General features: G+C 68.4%; 18 protein-coding genes. 5 read left to right on the forward strand and 13 right to left on the reverse strand.

The genetic code is table 11. The features are described 5' to 3' along the window. The 3 genes from BLA15945_RS19025 to BLA15945_RS19035 form a co-directional block, all read right to left on the reverse strand. Positions 1-446 (reverse strand): TolC family protein (locus BLA15945_RS19025; RefSeq protein ID WP_174993141.1); only part of this gene is annotated, 446 nt, incomplete at its 3' end. Continuing rightward, positions 446-3,646, reverse strand: coding sequence for an efflux RND transporter permease subunit (locus BLA15945_RS19030; RefSeq protein WP_059233323.1), 3,201 nt, complete (start codon positions 3,644-3,646; stop codon positions 446-448). The genes BLA15945_RS19030 and BLA15945_RS19025, both read right to left, overlap by 1 nt. A 15-nt stretch (positions 3,647-3,661) precedes the next feature. Then, positions 3,662-4,939 (reverse strand): efflux RND transporter periplasmic adaptor subunit, encoded by a 1,278-nt coding sequence (locus BLA15945_RS19035; RefSeq protein WP_059233322.1) that lies wholly within the window; start codon positions 4,937-4,939, stop codon positions 3,662-3,664. 399 nt (positions 4,940-5,338) lie between these two features. Here BLA15945_RS19035 and BLA15945_RS19040 point away from each other — a divergent pair, with 399 nt between their 5' ends. After that, the gene (locus tag BLA15945_RS19040; RefSeq protein ID WP_059233321.1) at positions 5,339-5,980 is read left to right on the forward strand and encodes a TetR family transcriptional regulator; all 642 of its coding nucleotides are present in this window, start codon (positions 5,339-5,341) and stop codon (positions 5,978-5,980) included. 31 nt (positions 5,981-6,011) lie between these two features. On the opposite strand, the gene BLA15945_RS19045 is transcribed toward BLA15945_RS19040, so the two are convergent. Next, a complete protein-coding gene (locus BLA15945_RS19045; RefSeq protein ID WP_174993142.1) occupies positions 6,012-6,677 on the reverse strand; it encodes a cysteine hydrolase family protein in 666 nt (221 codons plus the stop codon). A gap of 152 nt (positions 6,678-6,829) precedes the next feature. Between BLA15945_RS19045 and BLA15945_RS19050 the strand changes: the two genes are divergently transcribed. Further along, the gene (locus tag BLA15945_RS19050) at positions 6,830-7,867 is read left to right on the forward strand and encodes a helix-turn-helix domain-containing protein (RefSeq protein ID WP_174993143.1); all 1,038 of its coding nucleotides are present in this window, start codon (positions 6,830-6,832) and stop codon (positions 7,865-7,867) included. Between the two features lie 60 nt (positions 7,868-7,927). Here the strand turns inward: BLA15945_RS19050 and BLA15945_RS19055 are convergent, their stop codons facing one another. The 6 genes from BLA15945_RS19055 to BLA15945_RS19080 form a co-directional block, all read right to left on the reverse strand. Continuing rightward, positions 7,928-8,635, reverse strand: coding sequence for a CoxG family protein (locus BLA15945_RS19055; RefSeq protein ID WP_059233319.1), 708 nt, complete (start codon positions 8,633-8,635; stop codon positions 7,928-7,930). Between the two features lie 28 nt (positions 8,636-8,663). Beyond that, a complete protein-coding gene (locus BLA15945_RS19060; protein WP_174993144.1) occupies positions 8,664-9,023 on the reverse strand; it encodes a DUF427 domain-containing protein in 360 nt (119 codons plus the stop codon). 131 nt (positions 9,024-9,154) lie between these two features. Continuing rightward, positions 9,155-9,592, reverse strand: a complete 438-nt coding sequence (locus BLA15945_RS19065; RefSeq protein ID WP_059233317.1) for a carboxypeptidase-like regulatory domain-containing protein — start codon at positions 9,590-9,592, stop codon at positions 9,155-9,157. 103 nt (positions 9,593-9,695) lie between these two features. Then, entirely contained in the window at positions 9,696-11,180 is a 1,485-nt protein-coding gene (locus BLA15945_RS19070; RefSeq protein ID WP_059233316.1) for a DegQ family serine endoprotease, read from the reverse strand. A 112-nt stretch (positions 11,181-11,292) separates the two neighbouring features. After that, positions 11,293-12,639 carry an ATP-binding protein gene (locus BLA15945_RS19075; protein ID WP_059233315.1) on the reverse strand — a complete coding sequence of 449 codons (1,347 nt, stop codon included), beginning with the start codon at positions 12,637-12,639 and terminating at the stop codon, positions 11,293-11,295. A 3-nt stretch (positions 12,640-12,642) separates the two neighbouring features. Then, positions 12,643-13,305 carry a response regulator gene (locus tag BLA15945_RS19080; protein WP_059233314.1) on the reverse strand — a complete coding sequence of 221 codons (663 nt, stop codon included), beginning with the start codon at positions 13,303-13,305 and terminating at the stop codon, positions 12,643-12,645. Positions 13,306-13,491: 186 nt separating this feature from the next. Here BLA15945_RS19080 and dacB point away from each other — a divergent pair, with 186 nt between their 5' ends. From dacB to BLA15945_RS19095, 3 genes are all read left to right on the forward strand, one after another. Then, entirely contained in the window at positions 13,492-15,024 is a 1,533-nt protein-coding gene (dacB, locus tag BLA15945_RS19085) for a D-alanyl-D-alanine carboxypeptidase/D-alanyl-D-alanine endopeptidase (RefSeq protein WP_059233313.1), read from the forward strand. Between the two features lie 330 nt (positions 15,025-15,354). Beyond that, positions 15,355-16,269: a sterol desaturase family protein gene (locus BLA15945_RS19090; protein WP_059233312.1), complete on the forward strand. Its 915-nt coding sequence runs from the start codon at positions 15,355-15,357 to the stop codon at positions 16,267-16,269. A gap of 95 nt (positions 16,270-16,364) precedes the next feature. Then, positions 16,365-17,495 carry an SGNH/GDSL hydrolase family protein gene (locus BLA15945_RS19095; protein ID WP_059233311.1) on the forward strand — a complete coding sequence of 377 codons (1,131 nt, stop codon included), beginning with the start codon at positions 16,365-16,367 and terminating at the stop codon, positions 17,493-17,495. Between the two features lie 80 nt (positions 17,496-17,575). Here BLA15945_RS19095 and BLA15945_RS19100 read toward each other — a convergent pair whose 3' ends face one another. The 3 genes from BLA15945_RS19100 to purE form a co-directional block, all read right to left on the reverse strand. Then, positions 17,576-18,604: an L-threonylcarbamoyladenylate synthase gene (locus tag BLA15945_RS19100; protein WP_174993145.1), complete on the reverse strand. Its 1,029-nt coding sequence runs from the start codon at positions 18,602-18,604 to the stop codon at positions 17,576-17,578. An 11-nt stretch (positions 18,605-18,615) separates the two neighbouring features. Continuing rightward, positions 18,616-19,812 (reverse strand): 5-(carboxyamino)imidazole ribonucleotide synthase, encoded by a 1,197-nt coding sequence (locus BLA15945_RS19105; RefSeq protein WP_059233309.1) that lies wholly within the window; start codon positions 19,810-19,812, stop codon positions 18,616-18,618. Positions 19,813-19,892: 80 nt separating this feature from the next. Then, positions 19,893-20,414: a 5-(carboxyamino)imidazole ribonucleotide mutase gene (gene purE / locus BLA15945_RS19110; protein ID WP_050014544.1), complete on the reverse strand. Its 522-nt coding sequence runs from the start codon at positions 20,412-20,414 to the stop codon at positions 19,893-19,895. Positions 20,415-20,423 lie beyond the last annotated feature (9 nt).

Below are 20,423 nucleotides of genomic sequence, written 5' to 3' on the forward strand. Positions count from 1 at the left end.
GCGGACAGCCCGACGTTGTAGCTGCGCGTGATCAGCGGCTGCTGCGTCGTCGACACACCGGCCGGCAGGCGCTGGATGTTGCCCGTGCCCGTACCGTTGAGCGTCGGGAACAGGCCCGCGCGCGTGATCTGGTACTGCGCGCGCGCCGCCTCGATGTTCAGCACCGACACGCGCAGGTCGCGGTTGTTCTTCAGCGCGATCTCGATCAGCCGCTGCAGGCGCGGATCGACGAAGAATTCGCGCCAGCCGATGGCGGTCGCCGCCTGGCCGTTCGCGCTGCGCGCGCCGGCCGCACCCGGCTGCGTCGCATAGACGCCGCCGGCCGGGTACGCCTGCGCGACAGGTGCGTCGGGCCGCTTGTAATGCGGCGCCATCGTGCAGCCCGTGGCAAGGAGCGCGGCGGCCAGTGCGACCGCGGTTGCAGTCAAAGCGTGTTTTTGCATCATCACTGTCCCTTGTTGCCTTCGTCGCCGTTGCCCGGCGTCTCTTCGTGCTTCGCATGCTCCTGAGCCAGACGCAATGCCTCGTCGGCATCTTCCCGCTCGCCGCTGAAAATCGCACGGATCTTCACGAAGAACATCGGGATCAGGAAGATTGCGAGGAACGTTGCCGTGAGCATCCCGCCGATCACGCCCGTGCCGATCGCATGCTGGCTCGCCGAGCCCGCACCGTTGCTGATCGCGAGCGGCATCACGCCGAGAATGAACGCGAGCGACGTCATCAGGATCGGACGCAGCCGCTGGCGCGCCGCTTCCAGCGCGGCTTCGACCGGCCCCATCTTCTCGGTCACCTGCAACTCGCGCGCGAATTCCACGATCAGGATCGCGTTCTTCGCTGACAAGCCCACCGTGGTCAACAGGCCGACCTGGAAGTACACGTCGTTTTCGAGGCCGCGCATCGTCGCCGCGAGCAGTGCGCCGATCACGCCGAGCGGCACCACCATGATCACCGAGAACGGGATCGACCAGCTTTCATACAGTGCCGCGAGACACAGGAACACGACGAGGATCGAGATCGCGTACAGGATCGGCGCCTGCGAACCCGACTGGATTTCCTGGAACGACAGGCCCGTCCACGAATAGCCGATACCGACCGGCAGCTTCTTCGCGAGCCCTTCCATCGCGGTCATCGCCTGACCAGTCGACTTGCCCGGTGCGGCCTGACCCTGGATTTCCATCGCCGACACGCCGTTGTAACGCTCGAGCTTCGGCGAACCGTACGTCCAGTGACCGGTTGAGAACGCGCTGAACGGCACCATCCCGCCCGACCCGTTGCGCACGTACCAGATGTTCATGTCTTCCGGCGTCATCCGGAACGGCGCGTCTGCCTGCACGTAGACCTTCTTGATCCGGCCGTCGGTGTCGAGGAAGTTGTTCACGTACTTCGACGCCCACGCGATCGAGAACGTCTGGTCGATCGCATCCGCCGTCACGCCCAGCGCATTCGCCTTCTCGCGGTCGATGTCGACCTTGTACTGCGGCGTATCGTTCAGGCCGTTCGGACGGACACCCTGCAGCGTCGGATCCTTCGAGGCCATCCCGAGCAACTGGTTACGCGCGGCCATCAGTGCATCGTGGCCGAGACCGGCATTGTCCGTCAGCTCGAAGTCGAAGCCCGCAGCCGTGCCGAGTTCAGGAATCGACGGCGGGTTGAACGGGATCACGATCGCGTCCTTGTAGCCCGCGTAACGCCCGAACATCCGGCCGATCAGCGCCTGCACCTTCTGGTTCGCATGCTGACGCTGCGAGTAGTCCTTCAGGCGCACGAACACGAGACCGGAGTTCTGGCCGCGGCCCGCGAAGCTGAAGCCGTTGACCGTGAACGCCGACTCGACGATTTCCTTCTCGTCCTTCAGCAGGTAGTCGGAAATGTTCGCGAGCGTCTTCGCGGTCGTTTCCTGCGTCGAACCCGACGGCGTCTGCACGATCACGAACATCAGGCCCTGGTCTTCATCAGGCAGGAACGACTTCGGCAGGCGCACGAACAGCAGCCCGACCGCGACGATCACGACCAGATAGATGATGAGCCAGCGGCCCGAGCGCTTGATCACGTGGTGCACGCCGACGTGGTACTTGTCGCGGCTGTTGTTGAACGTGCGGTTGAACCAGCCGAAGAAACCCTTCTTCTCTTCGTGATGGCCCTGCGGGATCGGCTTGAGGATCGTCGCGCACAAGGCCGGCGTCAGGATCAACGCAACCAGCACCGACAAGATCATCGCCGTCACGATCGTCAGCGAGAACTGACGATAGATCGCACCGACCGAGCCGCCGGAGAACGCGACCGGCACGAACACGGCCGACAGCACGAGCGCGATACCGACCAGCGCGCCGGTGATCTGGCCCATCGCCTTGCGGGTCGCCTCCTTCGGTGACAAGCCCTCTTCCGCCATCACCCGCTCGACGTTCTCCACCACCACGATCGCATCGTCCACCAGCAGGCCGATCGCGAGCACGAGGCCGAACATCGACAGCGTGTTGATCGAGAAGCCCACCATCGACATGACCGCGAACGTACCGAGCAGCACGACCGGCACCGCGATCGTCGGGATGATCGTCGCCCGCAGGTTCTGCAGGAACAGATACATCACGAGGAACACGAGCACGATACCTTCGAGCAGCGTCTTGACCACTTCCTCGATCGACAGCTTCACGAACGGCGTCGTGTCGTACGGGTACTTCACGACGAGACCGTGCGGGAAGAACGGCGCCAGTTCGTCGATCTTCGCGCGCACGGCCTTCGCAGTGGCGAGGGCGTTCGCGTTGGTCGCGAGCTGGATACCGAGTGCCGCGGTCGGCTGACCGTTGTACTTCGTGTCGAAGTTGTAGTTTTCGCCGCCGAGCTCGATCTTCGCGACGTCCTTCAGGCGAACCTGCGAGCCGTCCTGGTTGACCTTCAGCAGGATGTTGCCGAACTGCGCAGGGGTCTGCAGCAGCGTCGATTCGGTGATCGTCGCCTGCAGCATCGTGCCCGGCGTGGACGGCGTGCCGCCGATCTGGCCGCCCGCGATCTGCACGTTCTGCGCGGCAATCGCGGTCGACACGTCGACCGGCGTGAGGCCGTAGTTGGTCAGGCGGTTCGGGTCGAGCCAGATCCGCATCGCGTACTGCGAGCCGAACAGCGTGACGGTACCGACGCCGTTCAACCGGCTGATCGGATCCTTCACGTGCGACGCCACGAAGTTCGCGAGGTCGTACTTGTTCATGCTGCCGTCTTCGGAGTTGAAGGCGAGCACCAGCAGGAAGCTGCTGCTCGACTTCGTCACCGACAGGCCGAGCTGCTGCACGACCTGCGGCAGAACCGGCGTCGCGAGCGACAGCTTGTTCTGCACCTGGACCTGTGCGATGTCGGCGTTGGTGCCCGGCGCGAAGGTCAGCGTGATCGTCGCGTTGCCCGAGTCGTCACTCGTCGACGACATGTACAGGAAGTTGTCGAGACCGCTCATCTGCTGCTCGATCACCTGCGTCACCGTGTCTTCCACCGTCTTCGCGGAAGCGCCCGGGTAGTTCGCGGTGATCTGGATCGATGGCGGCGCGATCGTCGGATACTGCGAGATCGGCAGCGTGAAGATCGACGCGACCCCGGCCAGCATCAGGATGATGGCGATCACCCACGCGAAGATCGGGCGATCGATAAAAAACTTTGCCATGAAACAGGCTCCCTGTTATTGCGCGCTCGAAGCAGCGGCAGCACTCGCCGGCGCGGCGCCCGATGCAGCGGCACCGGAAGCAGCAGCGGCGCCGGAACCGGCGGCAGCCGGTGCGGCGGAGGCGGCAGCAGCGCCCGGTGCGGCATCGGCCGCCGGCGCGAGCTGGGCGGCAACCGTCTTCACGGTCGCACCCGGGCGCACCTTGTCGACGCCCTGAACGATCACGTGATCGCCCGCTTGCAGACCGCCTTCGACGACCCAGTTCGGGCCCTGCATGCCGGTCGTCTTCAGCGGACGCGGCTCGACCTTGTTGCTGGCGTTCACCACCATCGCGACCGCCTGGCCCTTCTGGTCATGCGTGACGCCGATCTGCGGCACCAGGAACGCGTTCTCGTTCACGCCTTCCTCGATCCGTGCGCGCACGAACATCCCCGGCAGCAGCACGCGGCCCGGGTTCGGGAAGACCGCGCGGATCGTCACCGAGCCGGTGGTCTGGTCGACCGTCACGTCCGAGAACTGCAGCTTGCCCGCTTCCGAGTAGGTCTTGCCGTCTTCCAGGATCAGCGACACCTTCGCCGCGCCCGGGCCGCTCGTCTTCAGGCGGCCGCTCTGCACGTCCTGGCGCAGCTTCAGGCCGTCGAGGCTCGACTGCGTGAGGTCGACGTACACCGGATCGAGCTGCTGCACGGTCGACATCAGCGTGGCCTGGCTCGCCTGCACGTACGCGCCCGGCGTCACTTGCGAAATGCCGACGCGGCCGGTGATCGGCGACACGACATCCGTATAGCCGAGGTTGATCTGCGCGGTGTCGACCGCCGCCTTACCGGCTGCGACGTCGGCAGCGGCCTGCCCTTGCGTGGCCACCGCGTTGTCGTAGTCCTGCTTGCTGACCGCGTTCGCGGCGACCAGCACCTTGTAGCGCGCGACCAGCGCGTTCTGCGTGACGAGGTTCGCCTGCGCCTTCGCGAGCGTCGCCTTCGCGCTGTTCAGCGCGGCGACGTACGGCGCCGGGTCGATCTTGTAGAGGCGCTGGCCGGCCTTGACGTCGGTGCCTTCGGTGAATTCACGGCGCAGCACGATGCCGTCGACCCGTGCGCGGACCTGCGCGACGAGGAATGCACTGGTGCGGCCCGGCAGGTCGGTGAAGACCGGAACGGCTTGCGGCTGGACGGTGACGACGCCGACTTCCGGCGTTTGCGGCGGCGGTGCCGATTCTTTTTTTCCGCATGCAGCCAGGAAAACCGCGGCTGCCGCGACAGTGATCAAGCGGTATGGAACCCGTTCGACGCGCATGGAGCGACCTCTGTGTATAGCCAATGGAATAAGTGCAGCACCCGGCGGGAGCGCAACACGGATGCGCCTCGCGGCGCAGATCGAACACCTGAATTACTGGACTACTAGATACAGCACGTCGGCACGAGACCTCCGTGCCGACGGGGATGCCGCGAACTGCGGACAGGTACTTTGGCGGGAATCAGCAGAGTGGGATATTAACTGATTGCCACTTGGGTCATTCGATCGTAGGGTGGTATTGTATATACATTCACGAATGTATGTAAAAAGCCCGTTTGTGCCCTGCCGACGGTCCAGTCTTACGGATTGTTACCAGTGGCAAGCATAGCCCGTCTCCATGACGGCTGCGAGGGTTGCAGACCCTATATTCACCTACGACCGATCCATTCAGGCCTGCACATGGTCAGACGTACCAAGGAGGAGGCGCTCGAGACGCGCAACCGCATTCTCGACGCCGCCGAGCACGTGTTCTTCGAGAAGGGTGTGTCGCACACGTCGCTCGCGGATATCGCGCAGCACGCCGGCGTGACGCGCGGCGCGATCTACTGGCACTTCGCGAACAAGAGCGAACTGTTCGACGCGATGTTCGACCGCGTATTTCTGCCGATCGACGAACTGAAGCGGATGCCGCTCGACGCGCCGGGCGGCAATCCGCTCGAGAAGGTCCGGCAGATCCTGATCTGGTGCCTGCTCGGCGTGCAGCGCGACTCGCAGCTGCGGCGCGTGTTCAGCATCCTGTTCATGAAGTGCGAGTACGTCGCGGACATGGAGCCGCTGCTGCAGCGCAACCGCGCGGGGATGAGCGAGGCGCTGCACACGATCGACGCCGATCTCGCAGTGGCCGTGCGGCTCAAGCTGCTGCCCGAGCGGCTCGATACGTGGCGGGCGACCCTGATGCTGCACACGCTCGTCAGCGGCTTCGTGCGGGACATGCTGATGCTGCCCGACGAGATCGACGCCGAGCAGCATGCGGAAAAGCTCGTCGACGGCTGTTTCGACATGCTGCGCTACAGCCCGGCGATGCTGAAGGACGGCGACTGACGGCGCGGCCGCCCCCGCCTCTCCGGCCGGGTCAGGCCGCCTTCGCGCGATGCGCGCGGGCCCGCCGGTTCGACGCGGCCACCGAATCGCGCGCCGGCACCGGTGCGCCGGCCAGTCCCGCGATCCACGCGTCGGTCGACATCACCGCCGCGAAATTCGACTGGAACACCACCGTGTACGCGCGGTGAATCTCTTCGGCACTCGCCGCCCCCGCTTCGTTCTCGTAAGGCAGCGCACCCGTCGCGTCGTCCAGGTATTCGACCTTCAGCCCCGCATGCGCCGCGTGATAGACCGTTGCGGCATTGCAGTTGTGCGTCATGTAGCCGGCCACCACGAGCGTGTCGATCCCGTGCGCGTCGAGCCACGCAGCGAGACCGGTGCCGGCGAACGAACTCGCCTGCGCTTTCTCGATCAGGTGCGCGTACGGCCGGCTGGCGACCACCGCGTGCAGCGCGACGCCGTCGCTGCCGGGCGCGAAGATCGGCGCGCCGGCCGGTGCAACGTGCTGGACCGCGATCACCGGCACGCCGGCCGCATGCGCGGCGTCGATCGCGCGGCCGATGTTCGCGAGCGACACATCGAGCGGCGGATACTCGATCGGCAAACTGCCCGTCACGTATTCGTTCTGGACGTCGATCACGATCAGCGCACGGCGGGCAGCAGGCTGGGAAACGGAAGACGGGACGGCGTTCGACATGGCGGGCTCCTGGTCCGGGGGCGCTGCCCCGCCCCGGAACGGGACAGCCAGCAGCGCGATGCGATGCATTGTCGAGCCGCGTCGCCGGTGCGGACAGTGGCCCGATAGCCATTCTTCGATAGAATCGGGCCATCGCCCATCCGGAGCCCGCCATGACCGCCGCTGCATCACCCGCGTCGCCCGCTTCGCCGTTCGCCCCGCCCGTTCCGACCGCACCGACCGTCGTCGCCGTAATCGCATACGACGGCATCAGCCCGTTCCACCTGTCGGTGCCGTCCGTCGTGTTCGGCAAGGAACGCGACGCAGCCGCGTCACCCGTGTTCGAGTTCCGCGTCTGCTCGGCCGAGCGCGGCCCGCTGTCCACGACGGGCGGCTTCACGATCACCGCGCCGTACGGGCTCGACGCACTCGACGATGCGGACATCGTCATCGTGCCGGCATGGCGCGACCCGGACGAAGCGCCGCCCGACGCGATGCTCGATGCCGTCCGCGCGGTCGCCGCCCGTGGCGCGCAACTCGTCGGGCTGTGCCTCGGCGCGTACGTGCTCGCCGCGGCAGGCCTCCTCGACGGCCGCCCGGCCACCACGCACTGGGCGTGGGCCGACGATTTCGCGCAACGCTTTCCGCGCGTGAAACTCGATCCCGACGTGCTGTACGTGGACGACGGCAACCTGATGACGTCGGCCGGCACGGCCGCGGGGCTCGACTGCTGCCTGCACGTCGTGCGGCGCCGCTTCGGCTCGGACGCCGCGAACCAGATCGCGCGCCGCCTCGTGATCCCGCCGCACCGCCAGGGCGGGCAGGCCCAGTACGTGCCGCAGCCGGTCGCCGCCCACCCGCGCGATGCGCGGCTCGCGGGCCTGCTCGACTGGGTGCGGGCGCACCTCGACGCCGCGCACAGCGTCGATTCGCTCGCCGAACGCGTGCTGATGAGCCGCCGTACGTTCACGCGCCACTTCCGCCAGGCGACGGGCACGACCGTCACCGCGTGGCTGCAGGCCGAGCGGCTCGCGCGTGCGCAGCACCTGCTCGAAACCACCGGGCAATCGATCGACGCGATCGCGCAGGCGGCCGGCTACGGCTCTAGCGTGTCGCTGCGCCAGCATTTCGCGGGCGCGCTCGGCACGTCGCCATCTGCCTATCGAAGGGAATTTCGCGGCGCCGCGGCCGATGCCGATGCGGGACGGTAACGCCCGCCTCGCGGTCGGCGCGCAGGCCGTAAAGTGGAACCGGGGGAACCGGCCGGCCGCTCAGGCGCCGTTGATCCAGCGCGCCGCATAAAGCAGCAGCGCGACGAACACGATCATCGCCGCCCATGCCCAGACGGGCACCGTGCCGGAACCGCGATGCGGGAGCGCACTGGCGGCACGACCGGTCAGCGCGCCGCCGAGATGCGGCGGCAGCGAACGCTTCGTCGCGGCCACCAGCGATGCCGGCCGCAGGAACACGTGCTGGCGCCGCTGCGCGTGCGAGCGCGCGCGATTCGGCGCGAGGCCGTGCTTCGCCTGCACGACTGCGCAAAACTCGCGGAAGAAGGTGTCGGTCCACTCGCGCAGCGCATTGTCGATCTGCCGCCCCGGCAGCTCGGCCAGCGGCCCGCTCGCCGTCGCCCAGACGACATACTCGATGCGCGTGGCGCTCGCGTCGTCGTCCGGCATCAGCACGAGTTCGACCTGGCCGCGCAGCGCGCCGAGGCCGTCGGCCCGCGCCTTGAAGTTGAGCACGCGGCGCGGCTGCCCCTCCGCATCGCCGTGCTCGGCGGCCGCGTGCGCGCGCACGTCGTAGCGGGCGCGCAGCGGCCCGAGCGGCACCGTGATCGTCAACGCGAACTCGCCGTGTGCGAGTTTCACGAACGATTCGCAATGGTCGAAGCTCGCCCGCAGCAATGCGAGATCTTCAAGCGCATCCCGCACGACAGGCGGCGCGAGCGGTACGCGTAACGTGTCGTTCAGTTCCATGACGCCTCCCCGATGAACGCGCGCCGCATCAGGACGTCTCGACGAGACTGTCGATCCGTGCGGCATCGAAGGCGACGTAGTGCGCAAGCACGGACGCCGCCTCCTTCGGTTCTTCGTAACTCCATGCGGCGTTCTCGATCACGCCGTCTTCGGTCTGCAAATCGAAGTGCACGGCTTGCCCCCTGTACGGGCAGGCCGTCGTGGTGCCGGATTTCACGAGCCGGCGCATGTTGACGTCGCTGCGCGGCAGGTAATGGATGTCCGGGAGCCCCGTTTCGCGCACGGTCAGCGCGCCATGCGAATCGGCATACGTGATGCCGCGATGAATCACGCGCACGCGATGACGGTTCGGCACGATTTCAAGTCGAGGGTCGGCTGCATCGGACATCGTTTCTCCTTCGGGCGGCCGGCGGGCCGGGGGCAGGAAACGAAAAAAGCCACGGCACGGGTGCCGTGGCTTTCATTATGGGCGAAACTTCGTCCGATTGCGCGACCCGCGCCCGGGCCGCGCGCGGCGTGCTACTGCGCGCTCCACTGGAACGCGGTTTTCGCGCCGCCCTTCGCGCCGACGGTGACGGCGCGCGACTCGTCGTTGCCTTGGTACGACGCATGCACCGTATAGCGCCCGGGCGGCACCTGCACGAGCATGTACGGCCCGCGCGCGTCGGTCTTCAGCACCTCGGCACCCTTGCCGTCGACGATCCGCACATGGACGTCGGCCAGGAACTCGCCGCCCTTGCCGGTGAAGCGCAGCGCCAGCGGCCACTTCGCTTCGTTGCGCTGGAACGCCGTCGATTCGTCCTGCCCGACGCCGCCGGACACGAAGGTGACGTCGCCCTGCTGGCGCGCGGCGGGCAAGCCGTCCGACTGCGCGTACGCGCCGGTCGCACCGGCTGCGAGGCCGGCGGCCAGCGCCGCCGCGACGGCAAATCGGGACACGTTGCGTAGATATTGCATGGCTCTCTCCTTGGGGTCGGAACACATACGGGGCGCTGCGTCACGCGACCGAGCGGCGGCGGCGCCCGCCGCGGCCGGCCTGGCCGGCCGTCGGCCATACCGGTCAGCTCAGGTCGACCGGCACGAAGATCTGTGCATTATCGCGCTGGATCAGCAGAGCAAGACTGTTGCCCGCTCCCTTGACCGCGTCGCGCAACTGCTCGGGGCTCGTGACCGGGCGGCCGTTGACCGCGAGGATCACGTCGCCGGGCTGGATGCCCGCGTTGGCGGCCGGCCCGCCGGCCTGCTGCACGATCAGCCCGTGCGACAGGTTGTCGGCACTGCGCTCCTGCGGCGACAGCGGCCGCACCGCGACGCCCAGGCGGCCCTGCTCGACCGGCCCGCCGTCGTTCGACGCGAGCTTCGCATCGGCCATCGCGCCGAGCGTCACGCTGAGCGACTTCTTCGACTTGTCGCGCCAGATCTGCAGGTCGGCCTTCGAACCGGGCTTCAGGTTCGCGATCTGCGCGGGCAGCGACGTCGAATCGGCGACCGGCGAACCGTTGACCGACAGGATCACGTCGCCCGGCTGCAGGCCGGCCTTCGCGGCCGGACCGTTCGGGTCGACCGAGCTGACGAGCGCGCCGTCCGGCTTCGGCAGCCCGAACGAACTCGCGAGCGTCTGGTTCAGCCCCTGCACGGCGACGCCGAGGCGGCCGCGGCTCACATGGCCCGTCTTCACGAGCTCGTCCTTCACCTTGATCGCCTCGTTGATCGGGATCGCGAACGACAGGCCCTGGAAGCCGCCCGTCTGCGAGTAGATCATCGAGTTGATGCCGATCACCTCGCCCTGCAGGTTGAACAGCGGGCCGCCCGAGTTGCCGGGATTCACCGGCACGTCGGTCTGGATGAACGGCGTGTAGTTCTCGTCCGGCAGCGCGCGCGACTTCGCGCTGATGATGCCCGACGTGACCGTGTTGTCGAAGCCGTACGGCGAGCCGATCGCGACGACCCACTGGCCGACCTTGCTCTGCGCCGGATCGCCGATCTTCACGGTCGGCAGGCCGCTCGCGTCGATCTTCAGCACCGCGACGTCGGACTGCTTGTCGGCGCCGACGACCTTCGCCTTGTATTCGCGCTTGTCGGTCAGCTTGACCGTGACGACGTTCGCGCCGTCGATCACGTGCGCATTGGTGAGGATGTACCCGTCGGAGCTGATGACGAACCCGGAGCCGAGGCTCGCGCTCGGCTGGTCGTCCGGCTGCGCGTCGCCGCCCATGCCCGGCACCTGGCCGTAGAAGTGCTTGAAGAACTGGTAGAACGGGTCGCTCGGGTCGATCGGCAGCTGCGGCTGCTGCACGCGCCGCGACACCTGCTTCACGACGTGCTTCGCGCTGATGTTCACGACCGCCGGGCCGTAGGTCTCGACGAGCCCGGAGAAATCGGGGATGCCGGTCTTGGCGGCCGCTTCGGCCGGCATCAGTGCGGCAGCCTGCGCGGGCGTGATGATCTGCGGATCGGCGCGACGGGTGCCGGCGAAATAGCCGGCCGACAGGGCGGCCGCCACGGCGACCGCGACGGCGCCGCGCGCAAGGAATCGGGTGTTCATCGTAGGACCTCCTCTTTGTTAGGACGCAGCGTAACGACCCTGACTTAAAGGAGGCTTAATCAGCCTTAAGCGGGGCTTAAGCGGCCGCCGGCGCCCGCCCCGGCGGCACGCTTCACACGGATTCGGACGGTTGCGGCGCCTGGGCCGGCATCTCGGCATCGCGGAACACGACGCTGACGAGCAGGCCGCCCGCGGCCGCATCGCCGAGCGACACCGTCGCGCCCTGCTGCGCCGCCACGCGCTTGACGATCGCAAGCCCGAGGCCGCTGCCCGACACGTCGGTGCGTGCACGTGCCGTGCTGTCGCGATAGAAGCGGTCGAACACGCGCTCGCGCTCGTCCGCCGGAATGCCGGGCCCGCTGTCGCCGATCTGCACGCACGCGCGGCCGGCCGCGTCGCTCGTCAACGACACGTCGATGCGGCCGCCGTCCGGCGTGTACTTCACCGCGTTGTCGAGCAGGTTGCCGAACATCACGCGCAGCGCGCCGACGTCCGCAACGACGCTCGCCGCACGCGTTTCCTCGAAGCCGAGATCGATGTTGTGCCGCTGTGCGAGCGGCGCATGCGCGGCCACGCATTCGGCGAGCAGCGCCTGCAGGTCGACCGGTTCGCGCATCGTCGCGCCGTCCGGCTCGGCGCGTGCGAGCGCGAGCAACTGCTCGGTGAGGCGCGTCGCGCGCGACACGCCGTCCTGGAGATCCGCGACCGCCTCGCGGCGCGATGCATCGTCCTTCGCGCGGGCGACCAGCTGCGCCTGGATCTGCACGGCCGCGAGCGGCGTGCGCAGCTCGTGCGCGGCGTCGGCGACGAACGCCTTCTGCGTATCGAGCGCGGCCGACAGCCGCGCAAGCAGCCCGTTCAGCGCGCGGACGAGCGGCTGCACCTCGAGCGGCAAGCGCGCGTCGGGCAACGGATCGAGCGCTTCCGGCCGGCGCGCCTCGACCGCGCGCGTCACGCGACCGAGCGGCGCGAGCCCGCGACCGACGATCACCCACACGGCAGCACCGAGGAACGGCAGCAGCACGATCAGCGGCCACAGCGTGCGCAGCGCGACGTTCGCCGCCAGCCGGTTGCGCACCGACAGCGGCTGCGCGAGCTGCACGACGTTGTCGCCGACGATCGCACCGTACACGCGCCACTCGCCGCGATCGGTGCGCTCGGTCGAGAAGCCGAGTTCCGCCCGCGGCGCGATCGGCGCACGCGGATGCGAGAAGTACATCAGCACGCCGTTGCGGTTCCAGATCTGGATCACGATGCCTTCGTCGCCGTTGGTGCGCGAGCCGAACACCTGCGAGAACGGCTCCGACGGCAGCGCCGCGGCGATTTCCTGCAGCTGGTAGTCGAACAGTTCGTTCGCTTCCGCGAGCGCCTGCCGGTAGATGAGCCAGCCCGCGATGCCCACGCCCGCGACGACGATCGCGAGCAGCCAGATCAGCAATTGATGACGAATCGACCTCACGCGTCAGCTTTCCTTGACGACCATGTAGCCGAGCCCGCGTACGTTGCGGATCAGATCCGAACCGAGCTTCTTGCGCAGCGCGTGGATGTAGACCTCGACCGTGTTGCTGCCGATCTCCTCGCCCCAGCCGTACATCTTTTCCTCGAGCTGGCTCTTCGACAGCACCGCGCCCGGCCGCGCGAGCAGCGCCTCGAGCAGCGCGAACTCGCGCGCGGACAGCGCGACGGGCACGCCGTCGAGCGTCACCTGGTGCGAAGCGGGATCGAGCGTCAGCGCGCCGTGGCGGATCAGCGACTCGCTGCGCCCGGCCTGGCGGCGGATCAGCGCGCGCATCCGCGCGCCCAGTTCGTCGAGGTCGAACGGCTTGACGAGGTAGTCGTCGGCGCCCGCGTCGAGCCCCTTCACGCGGTCGGCGACGGCATCGCGCGCGGTGACGATCAGCACCGGCAGCGACAGCCCGCGTGCGCGCAGCGTGCGCAGCACGTCGATGCCGTCGCGCTTCGGCAGGCCGAGATCGAGCAGCAGCAGATCGTACGTCTCGCCGCCGAGCGCCGTGAGCGCCGCGTCGCCGTCCTGCACCCAGTCGACCGCAAAGCCGTCCGAGCGCAGCGCCTTGCGCACGCCCTCGGCAATCATTCGATCATCTTCGACAAGCAGTATCCGCATCGGGACAGGCATCCATGGAGCGAGTCAAACACGCCGACCATTGTAGCGCCGCGAATCGCGTGCGCGGCACCCTGCAATGCAACAGTAAGGCGGACTGCAAGGGGGTTGCGCGGACTTGTCTCTACAATGTGCGCTTCGGCGCCGCCGCGCGCCCTGCCCGAGCCCCTGCTTTTCCCGTATTCGCCCATGCCGATTTCCGATCTTTCCACCCGGTTCGCCCCCCGCGCCCGCGTCTGCCTGCGCGCAGCAGCCGTCGTCGCCACCTGCACGGCCCTCGCGTTCGCGCCGTCCGCGCAGGCCCGCAAGAAGTCCCACAAGGAAGCGCGCAAGGCCGTCGTCGTGTCGCCGGCCGCGCGCGCGGCCGGCCTGCCGGCGTCCGTGCTCGTCGCGCTGCAACGCGCGAAGGTGCCGGCCTCGGCGATGAGCGTCGTCGTCGAGCGCGTCGGCGATCCCGAACCGCTGATCGCGTGGAATGCGAGCCGGCCGATGCTGCCGGCCTCGACGATGAAGCTGGTGACGACCTTCTCGGGCCTGTCGATCCTCGGCCCCGACTACCGCTGGCGCACGACCGCGTACGCCGACGGCACGATCGACCCCGACGGCACGCTGCAGGGCAACCTGTACATCAAGGGCACCGGCGATCCGAAGCTCGTGCCCGAAGAGCTGATCGACCTCGTCGACAAGCTCCGCAAGGCCGGCGTCAAGCGCGTGGCCGGCGGCCTCGTGCTCGACAAGAGCTATTTCGCGGCGTCGACGCGCGACCTGCCGTCGTTCGACGACGACGCCAGCGCGCCGTACAACGTCGGCCCCGATCCGCTGCTGTACGCGTTCAAGGCGGTGTCGTTCACGGTCACGCCGGGCGACGACGGCAAGGTGGCCGTCGACGTGCTGCCGCCGCTCGCGGACCTGTCGATCGACAACCAGCTCGTGGAAGGCTCGGGCTCGTGCAGCGCGGCTGCCGCGGCCGCGCGCCCGACGCTGACGGCCGGCGGCGGCATCATGACCGCGTCGTTCGCCGGCGACTACCCGCTGCGCTGCGGCGCGCACACGACCAACCTCGCGATCCTCGATCACACGACGTTCTTCGCGCGTGGCTTCCTCGCGCTGTGGCAGCAGGACGGCGGCACGATCGCGGGGCCCGTGAGCGAAGGCAAGGTGCCGACCACCGCGCGGCCGCTCGCCGTGCATCACAGCCCGGTGCTCGGCAGCATCGTCTACGACATCAACAAGTTCAGCAACAACGTGATGGCGCGCAACCTGTTCCTGACGATCGGCGCGGTCAGCGGCAAGCCGCCCGCGACGCCCGAGCAGTCGAGCCGCGCGATCCAGGCGTTCCTGCAGAAGAGCGGCATCGCGATGCCCGACCTCGTGCTCGAGAACGGCTCGGGCCTGTCGCGCGAAGAGCACGTGAGCGCGCTGTCGCTCGCCGCCCTGCTGCAGGCCGCGAACGCGAGTCCCGTCGCGCAGACGTTCGTCGATTCGCTGCCGATCGCCGGCATCGACGGCACGATGAAGAACCGCCTCACCAACGCCGGCGTGCTCGGCAACGCGCACATCAAGACCGGCACGCTGCGCGACGTGCGCGCGATCGCCGGTTATGTCGGCGGGGCCGACGGCAACAGCTACATCGTCGTCAGCTTCATCAACAACGATCACGCGGAAGGCGCGCGCGCCGCGCACGACACGCTGCTCGAGTGGATCTACGCGGGCGCGCACTGAAGCGCAACGCCGCCCGCAGCGGGTCGCCCTGACGGGCGACCCGCGCAGCCCCGCACCACCTCGCAGGCGGAATTCGGCGCTGCGCGGTTTGAAACGCCCCCCGCCGCCCGCGCACGACGCCCCGCCCGAAAACCGCCCCCACAAAACAGGGCCACACCGCCCGGCCCCGTGCCGCGCGGCTTCCGTAGAAACCCTGTCCTCAGAGGGAACCCTCTACGCTGCCCCCTCGCCTTGCGCGTGGCGATTGCGTAGGCTGTTGGCCTGACCGATATCTACAACGGGCCACACGCCCGGCCTCATGGCTTGCAGGGGAAAGAAGGAGACACGCCCATGCGATTCGACGTCGAATTGCTTCTGCTCGCGCTGGCGCCCGTCTTCCTGCTCTGCATCGCGTGGGAGGCCTGGCACCTCGCCCGCACACGTGCGCAGGACCATGTCTACGCATGGCGCGACACGCTGTGCAACGCGGCGCTCGCCCTGATGCACCAGGGCGCCGACAAGATCGCGTGGCTGTTCGTGATCCCCGTCTATGCGTACTGCTACCAGCACTATCGCCTGTTCACGTGGCACGACAGCTGGCTGTCGTTCGCGGTGCTGTTCGTCGCACAGGATTTCCTCTACTACGTATTCCATCGCGCGAGCCATCGCGTGCGCTGGCTGTGGGCCGCGCACGTCGTGCACCACTCGTCCGAGCGGATGAATTTCTCGACCGCGTTCCGCCAGAGCCTGATGTACCCCGTCGCGGGCATGTGGGTGTTCTGGCTGCCGCTCGCGTTCGCCGGCTTCCCGCCGCAACAGGTGGTCGGCATCGTGCTGATCAACCTCGCGTTCCAGTTCTTCGTGCACACGCAGGCGATCGGCAAGCTCGGCTGGCTCGAGTACGTGCTGAACACGCCGTCGATCCACCGCGCACACCATGCACGCAACGCACGCTACATCGACCGCAATTACGCAGGCGTCCTGGTGATCTGGGATCGCCTGTTCGGCAGCTATGTCGAGGAGACGCCCGACGATCCGCCGCAGTACGGGATCGTCGAGCGGCTCGGCTCGAACAACCCGCTCGTCGCGACGTTCCACGAGTGGGGTTCGCTGGCGGCCGACGCGTTGCACGTCGACGGATGGCGCAACAAGCTGCGCGCGATTTTCGGCCCGCCCGAATGGGCGAGCGCTTATCATGCGCAGATCGCCGAGGCCGCGAACCAGGATCCGCGCACCGTCCCGCTGGCAGCTGCGCGTGACCAATAAACCGTTTTAGCCAACGGCCGCCGCGCAGCCCGGAACCGAGCAGGCACGCGGCAGATGAGAAACACATCAGGCCATATCTACGAGGAGATCGAACGATGCAGACACAACAACACGCACCTTCCCGCACCCGTCAGCGCATGCTGCGCACCGCGCAGGTCGCGATCGCCGGCGCCGCGCTCGCGCTGCTCGCCGCGTGCGGCGGCGGTGACGACAACAACAGCAGCAGCGCATCGAACACGCCGCCGTCGGGCGTGAAGATGCAGGTCGTGTCGTTCGGCGACAGCCTGTCCGATGCGGGCACCTACTCGCAGATCAAGCTCGGCTTCGGCGGCGGCCGCTTCACGACCAACCCGGGCCAGGTGTGGACGCAGAACGTCGCGCAGTACTACGGCGACACGCTGCAGCCCGCGAACCAGGGCGGCTTCGGCATCCCGCTGCAGGCCACCGGCGGCCTCGGCTACGCGCAGGGCGGCTCGCGCGTGACGCAGCAGCCGGGCATCGGCCACGCGGACGCCAGCGTGCCGAACGCCGACTTCGCGCAGGCAACCACGACGCCGATCGCCGACCAGGTCAAGCAATACGTGTCGCAGCACGGCAGCTTCAACGGCGGCCAGATCGTGCTGCTGAACGGCGGCGCGAACGACATCTTCTACCAGGTCGCGGCGCTGCAGGCCGGCGCGATCACGCCGACGCAACTGCAGCAGAACATCGGCGCTGCCGCGCAACAGCTCGCGGGTCTCGTGCAGCAAATCGTCGCCGCCGGCGCGACGCACGTGTTCGTGTCGAACGTGCCGGATATCGGCGGCACGCCGCTCGCGCTGCAAGGCGGCACGCAGACGACCCTCACGCAACTGTCGATGCTGTTCAACGGCACGCTCGCCGCGACGCTGCAGGCACTCAAGGTCGACACGACCAAGTACGTGCTGCTCGACACGTTCACGTGGCAGGACGGCATCCTCGCGAACTACAAGGCGAACGGCTTCGCCGTGTCGAACACCGACACCGCCTGTAACCTGAAGGCGATGGTGCAGGCCGCCACGCAGTACGGTGTCGCGAATGCAACCGCATTCGGCTCGTCGCTGTTCTGCTCGCAGCAGACCTACACGGTCGCGAACGCGGACCAGACCTACATGTTCGCCGACACGGTCCACCCGACGACGCGCCTGCATGCACTGTTCGCGCAGTTCGTCGAACAGCAGATCGCGAAATCCGGCGTCGGCAAGTAAGCCGCCGGCCACGCGCCCAAACGAAAACGCCCGACCGGTTTGCCGGTCGGGCGTTTTCTATTCGTCAAGCGAAACGGGTGTCAGTCGCGTGCTTCGAACGCGGCCGCCGCGCGGCCGAGGCGATCGTTGACCGCGATCCATTCGACCGTTTCGGGCAGCTTCTCGACGAGAATGCGCGCAACCTGCGCACGATCGAGCGCACGCAGCATCCCGTACAGGTCGCGCGCATAGGCTTGCGGATCTTCCGGCGCCGCGACGAAATGCACGCCGTCGGCCTGCGCCCAGCGCCCCGCGCGCGACGCACGGGCCACGAGCGCGACGCGTTCGCCGTCGGTTTGCGCAGCCGCGAGCAGCGGCTCGAGCGCGTCGAACGGCAGCAGCGCTAGCGGCGTGCGCGGCGCGTAATGCGCTTTCAGCGTGCCCGACGCGCGCGGTGCGGTCGCATCGCTGCCATCCGGCAGCTGCGGCGCACGGCCGAGCACGTCGGCGATCTGTTGCGGCGTCACGTGGCCCGGGCGCAGCAGCGCCGGGAAACCGCGCGACAGATCGAGGATCGTCGATTCGATGCCGACTTCGGATGCGCCGCCGTCGAGCACGTGCACGGTGTCGCCGAATTCGTCGCGCACGTGCTGTGCGGTCGTCGGGCTCACGTGGCCGAACCGGTTCGCGGACGGTGCCGCGACACCGCCGTGGCCGCCGCGCCGCGCGCTGAACGCGGCCAGCAGCGCCTGCGCGACCGGATGCGACGGGCAGCGCAGCCCGACCGAATCCTGCCCGCCGCTCACGGCGTCCGGAATGCGCGCATGGCGTTTCAGGATCAGCGTCAGCGGGCCCGGCCAGAATGCATCGATCAGCGCGTGCGCATCGGCCGGCAGTTCGTCGGCCCAGTAGCCGGGATCGCCGCCCGGCGGCAGATGCACGATCACCGGATGGTTCGCGGGCCGCCCCTTCGCCGCGTAGATGCGCGCGACGGCTTCGGGATTCGCCGCGTCGCCGCCGAGCCCGTAGACGGTCTCGGTCGGGAACGCGACGAGCTGCCCCGCGTCGAGCAGCGCAGCGGCCGCGTCGATCTGGGCGAGCGTCACGGACTTCGGGAGATCGATGGACATCGGCCGGCGCCTCAGTCGAGCGGCACGCGCAGCAGCTGCGCGCATGCGGTGGCGGCGGCAACGGCTTCGTCGCGCGTCTGCGCAGTGAAGTTCACGTGGCCCATCTTGCGGCCGACGCGCGCGTCCTCCTTGCCGTACAGGTGCAGGTGCGCAGTCGGCATCGCCGCGACCGTGTCCCACGGCGGCGTGACGGCATCGGCCGCCGCACCGTTCGGGAACCACACGTCGCCGAGGATGTTCAGCATCGCGGCCGGCGAATGCTGGCGCGGGTTGCCGAGCGGCATGCGCGTCATCGCGCGCACCTGCTGCTCGAACTGGCTCGTTGCGCACGCATCGACCGTGTAGTGGCCGGAGTTGTGCGGGCGCGGCGCCATTTCGTTCGCGACGAACGAGCCGTCTTCCAGCACGAAGAATTCGACGCACAGCACGCCGACGTAGCCGAGCGTATCGGCAATCCGCACGGCGGCCTGCTGCGCCTCTGCGACACGCGCGGCATCGGCGGCCGGCGCCGGCACGACCGTCAGCGCGAGGATGCCGTTGTGGTGCGCGTTCTGCGCGAGCGGGAAGGCGGCCGAGCGGCCGTCCGCACCGCGCGCGATCAGCGCCGACACTTCGTATTTCAGCGGCAGGCGCTTCTCGAGCACGCACGGCACGCCGCCGAGCGCGGCATGCGCATCGCGCGCTTCCTGCACGGTGCTCACACGCACCTGGCCCTTGCCGTCGTAGCCGAGACGCGCCGTCTTCAGGATGCCCGGCAGCACCGCGTCGAGCGCGGCATCGTCGAGCGCGGCAAGTGCCGCCGACGATTCGATCACGACGTGCGGCGCAACGGGCACGCCCGACGCCTCGATGAAGCGCTTCTCCGCGATCCGGTCCTGCGCGACCGCGACGCAGCGGCCGGCCGGCGCGACGAACGTCGTGCGCGCGAGGAAATCGAGGCTCGCGGCCGGCACGTTCTCGAACTCCGTCGACACGGCGTCGCACAGGTCGGCCAGTTCCGCGAGCGCGGCCTCGTCGTCGTACGCGGCGCGCAGGTGGCGGTCGGCAACCGCGCCGGCGGGGCTCGTCGGATCGGGATCGAGCACGGCGACGCGATAGCCCATCGACTGGGCGGCAAAGCAGAACATGCGGCCGAGCTGGCCACCGCCGACCATGCCCAGCCACGCGCCGGGCAGGATCGGGGAAACGGAATCAGGAGTTGCGGTCATGTCAGTGGTCGGTCGCGGCGGGCGCTGCCCGCCGCAGTGGGGAGGTCAGGCAGCCGCGACGCGCGGCCGCCGGTGCGCCGTCATTCCAGCGGCGGCAGCACCATCGCGTGCGCGGCTTCGTTCTGGCGCACGCGGAACGCGGCGAGCCGGTTCGCATAGTCGACCGAGTTGCCGGACAGGATCGACACGGCGAACAGCGCGGCATTGGCCGCGCCGGCCTCACCGATCGCGAACGTCGCGACGGGCACGCCCTTCGGCATCTGCACGATCGAGTGCAGCGAATCGACGCCCTTCAGATACTTGCTCGCGACCGGCACACCGAGCACCGGCACCGTGGTCTTCGCGGCCAGCATGCCGGGCAGGTGCGCGGCGCCGCCGGCGCCCGCGATGATCGCGCGCAGCCCGCGCTCGCGCGCCTTCTCCGCATAGTCGAACATCTCGTCGGGCATCCGGTGTGCGGACACGACTTTCGCTTCGTACGGTACGCCGAATTCCTGCAGGATCGCGACCGCGTGCTTCATCACGTCCCAGTCGGAACTCGAACCCATCAGCACGCCGATGAGCGGCGCGCTGTGCGTGTGGGCAGTCTGGACTTCGCTCATGTCTTCCTT

It is taken from the genome of Burkholderia arboris, assembly GCF_902499125.1.
Classification (GTDB): Bacteria; Pseudomonadota; Gammaproteobacteria; order Burkholderiales; family Burkholderiaceae; genus Burkholderia; species Burkholderia arboris.

What these genes read in the sequence shown, in the direction of transcription:
- BLA15945_RS19030 (WP_059233323.1), bottom strand. Translation starts at nt 3,646, where the DNA reads ATGGCAAAGTTTTTTATCGATCGCCCGATCTTCGCGTGGGTGATCGCC.
- BLA15945_RS19035 (WP_059233322.1), bottom strand. Translation starts at nt 4,939, where the DNA reads ATGCGCGTCGAACGGGTTCCATACCGCTTGATCACTGTCGCGGCAGCC.
- BLA15945_RS19040 (WP_059233321.1), top strand. Translation starts at nt 5,339, where the DNA reads ATGGTCAGACGTACCAAGGAGGAGGCGCTCGAGACGCGCAACCGCATT.
- BLA15945_RS19045 (WP_174993142.1), bottom strand. Translation starts at nt 6,677, where the DNA reads ATGTCGAACGCCGTCCCGTCTTCCGTTTCCCAGCCTGCTGCCCGCCGT.
- BLA15945_RS19050 (WP_174993143.1), top strand. Translation starts at nt 6,830, where the DNA reads ATGACCGCCGCTGCATCACCCGCGTCGCCCGCTTCGCCGTTCGCCCCG.
- BLA15945_RS19055 (WP_059233319.1), bottom strand. Translation starts at nt 8,635, where the DNA reads ATGGAACTGAACGACACGTTACGCGTACCGCTCGCGCCGCCTGTCGTG.
- BLA15945_RS19060 (WP_174993144.1), bottom strand. Translation starts at nt 9,023, where the DNA reads ATGTCCGATGCAGCCGACCCTCGACTTGAAATCGTGCCGAACCGTCAT.
- BLA15945_RS19065 (WP_059233317.1), bottom strand. Translation starts at nt 9,592, where the DNA reads ATGCAATATCTACGCAACGTGTCCCGATTTGCCGTCGCGGCGGCGCTG.
- BLA15945_RS19070 (WP_059233316.1), bottom strand. Translation starts at nt 11,180, where the DNA reads ATGAACACCCGATTCCTTGCGCGCGGCGCCGTCGCGGTCGCCGTGGCG.
- BLA15945_RS19080 (WP_059233314.1), bottom strand. Translation starts at nt 13,305, where the DNA reads ATGCGGATACTGCTTGTCGAAGATGATCGAATGATTGCCGAGGGCGTG.
- dacB (WP_059233313.1), top strand. Translation starts at nt 13,492, where the DNA reads ATGCCGATTTCCGATCTTTCCACCCGGTTCGCCCCCCGCGCCCGCGTC.
- BLA15945_RS19090 (WP_059233312.1), top strand. Translation starts at nt 15,355, where the DNA reads ATGCGATTCGACGTCGAATTGCTTCTGCTCGCGCTGGCGCCCGTCTTC.
- BLA15945_RS19095 (WP_059233311.1), top strand. Translation starts at nt 16,365, where the DNA reads ATGCAGACACAACAACACGCACCTTCCCGCACCCGTCAGCGCATGCTG.
- BLA15945_RS19100 (WP_174993145.1), bottom strand. Translation starts at nt 18,604, where the DNA reads ATGTCCATCGATCTCCCGAAGTCCGTGACGCTCGCCCAGATCGACGCG.
- BLA15945_RS19105 (WP_059233309.1), bottom strand. Translation starts at nt 19,812, where the DNA reads ATGACCGCAACTCCTGATTCCGTTTCCCCGATCCTGCCCGGCGCGTGG.
- purE (WP_050014544.1), bottom strand. Translation starts at nt 20,414, where the DNA reads ATGAGCGAAGTCCAGACTGCCCACACGCACAGCGCGCCGCTCATCGGC.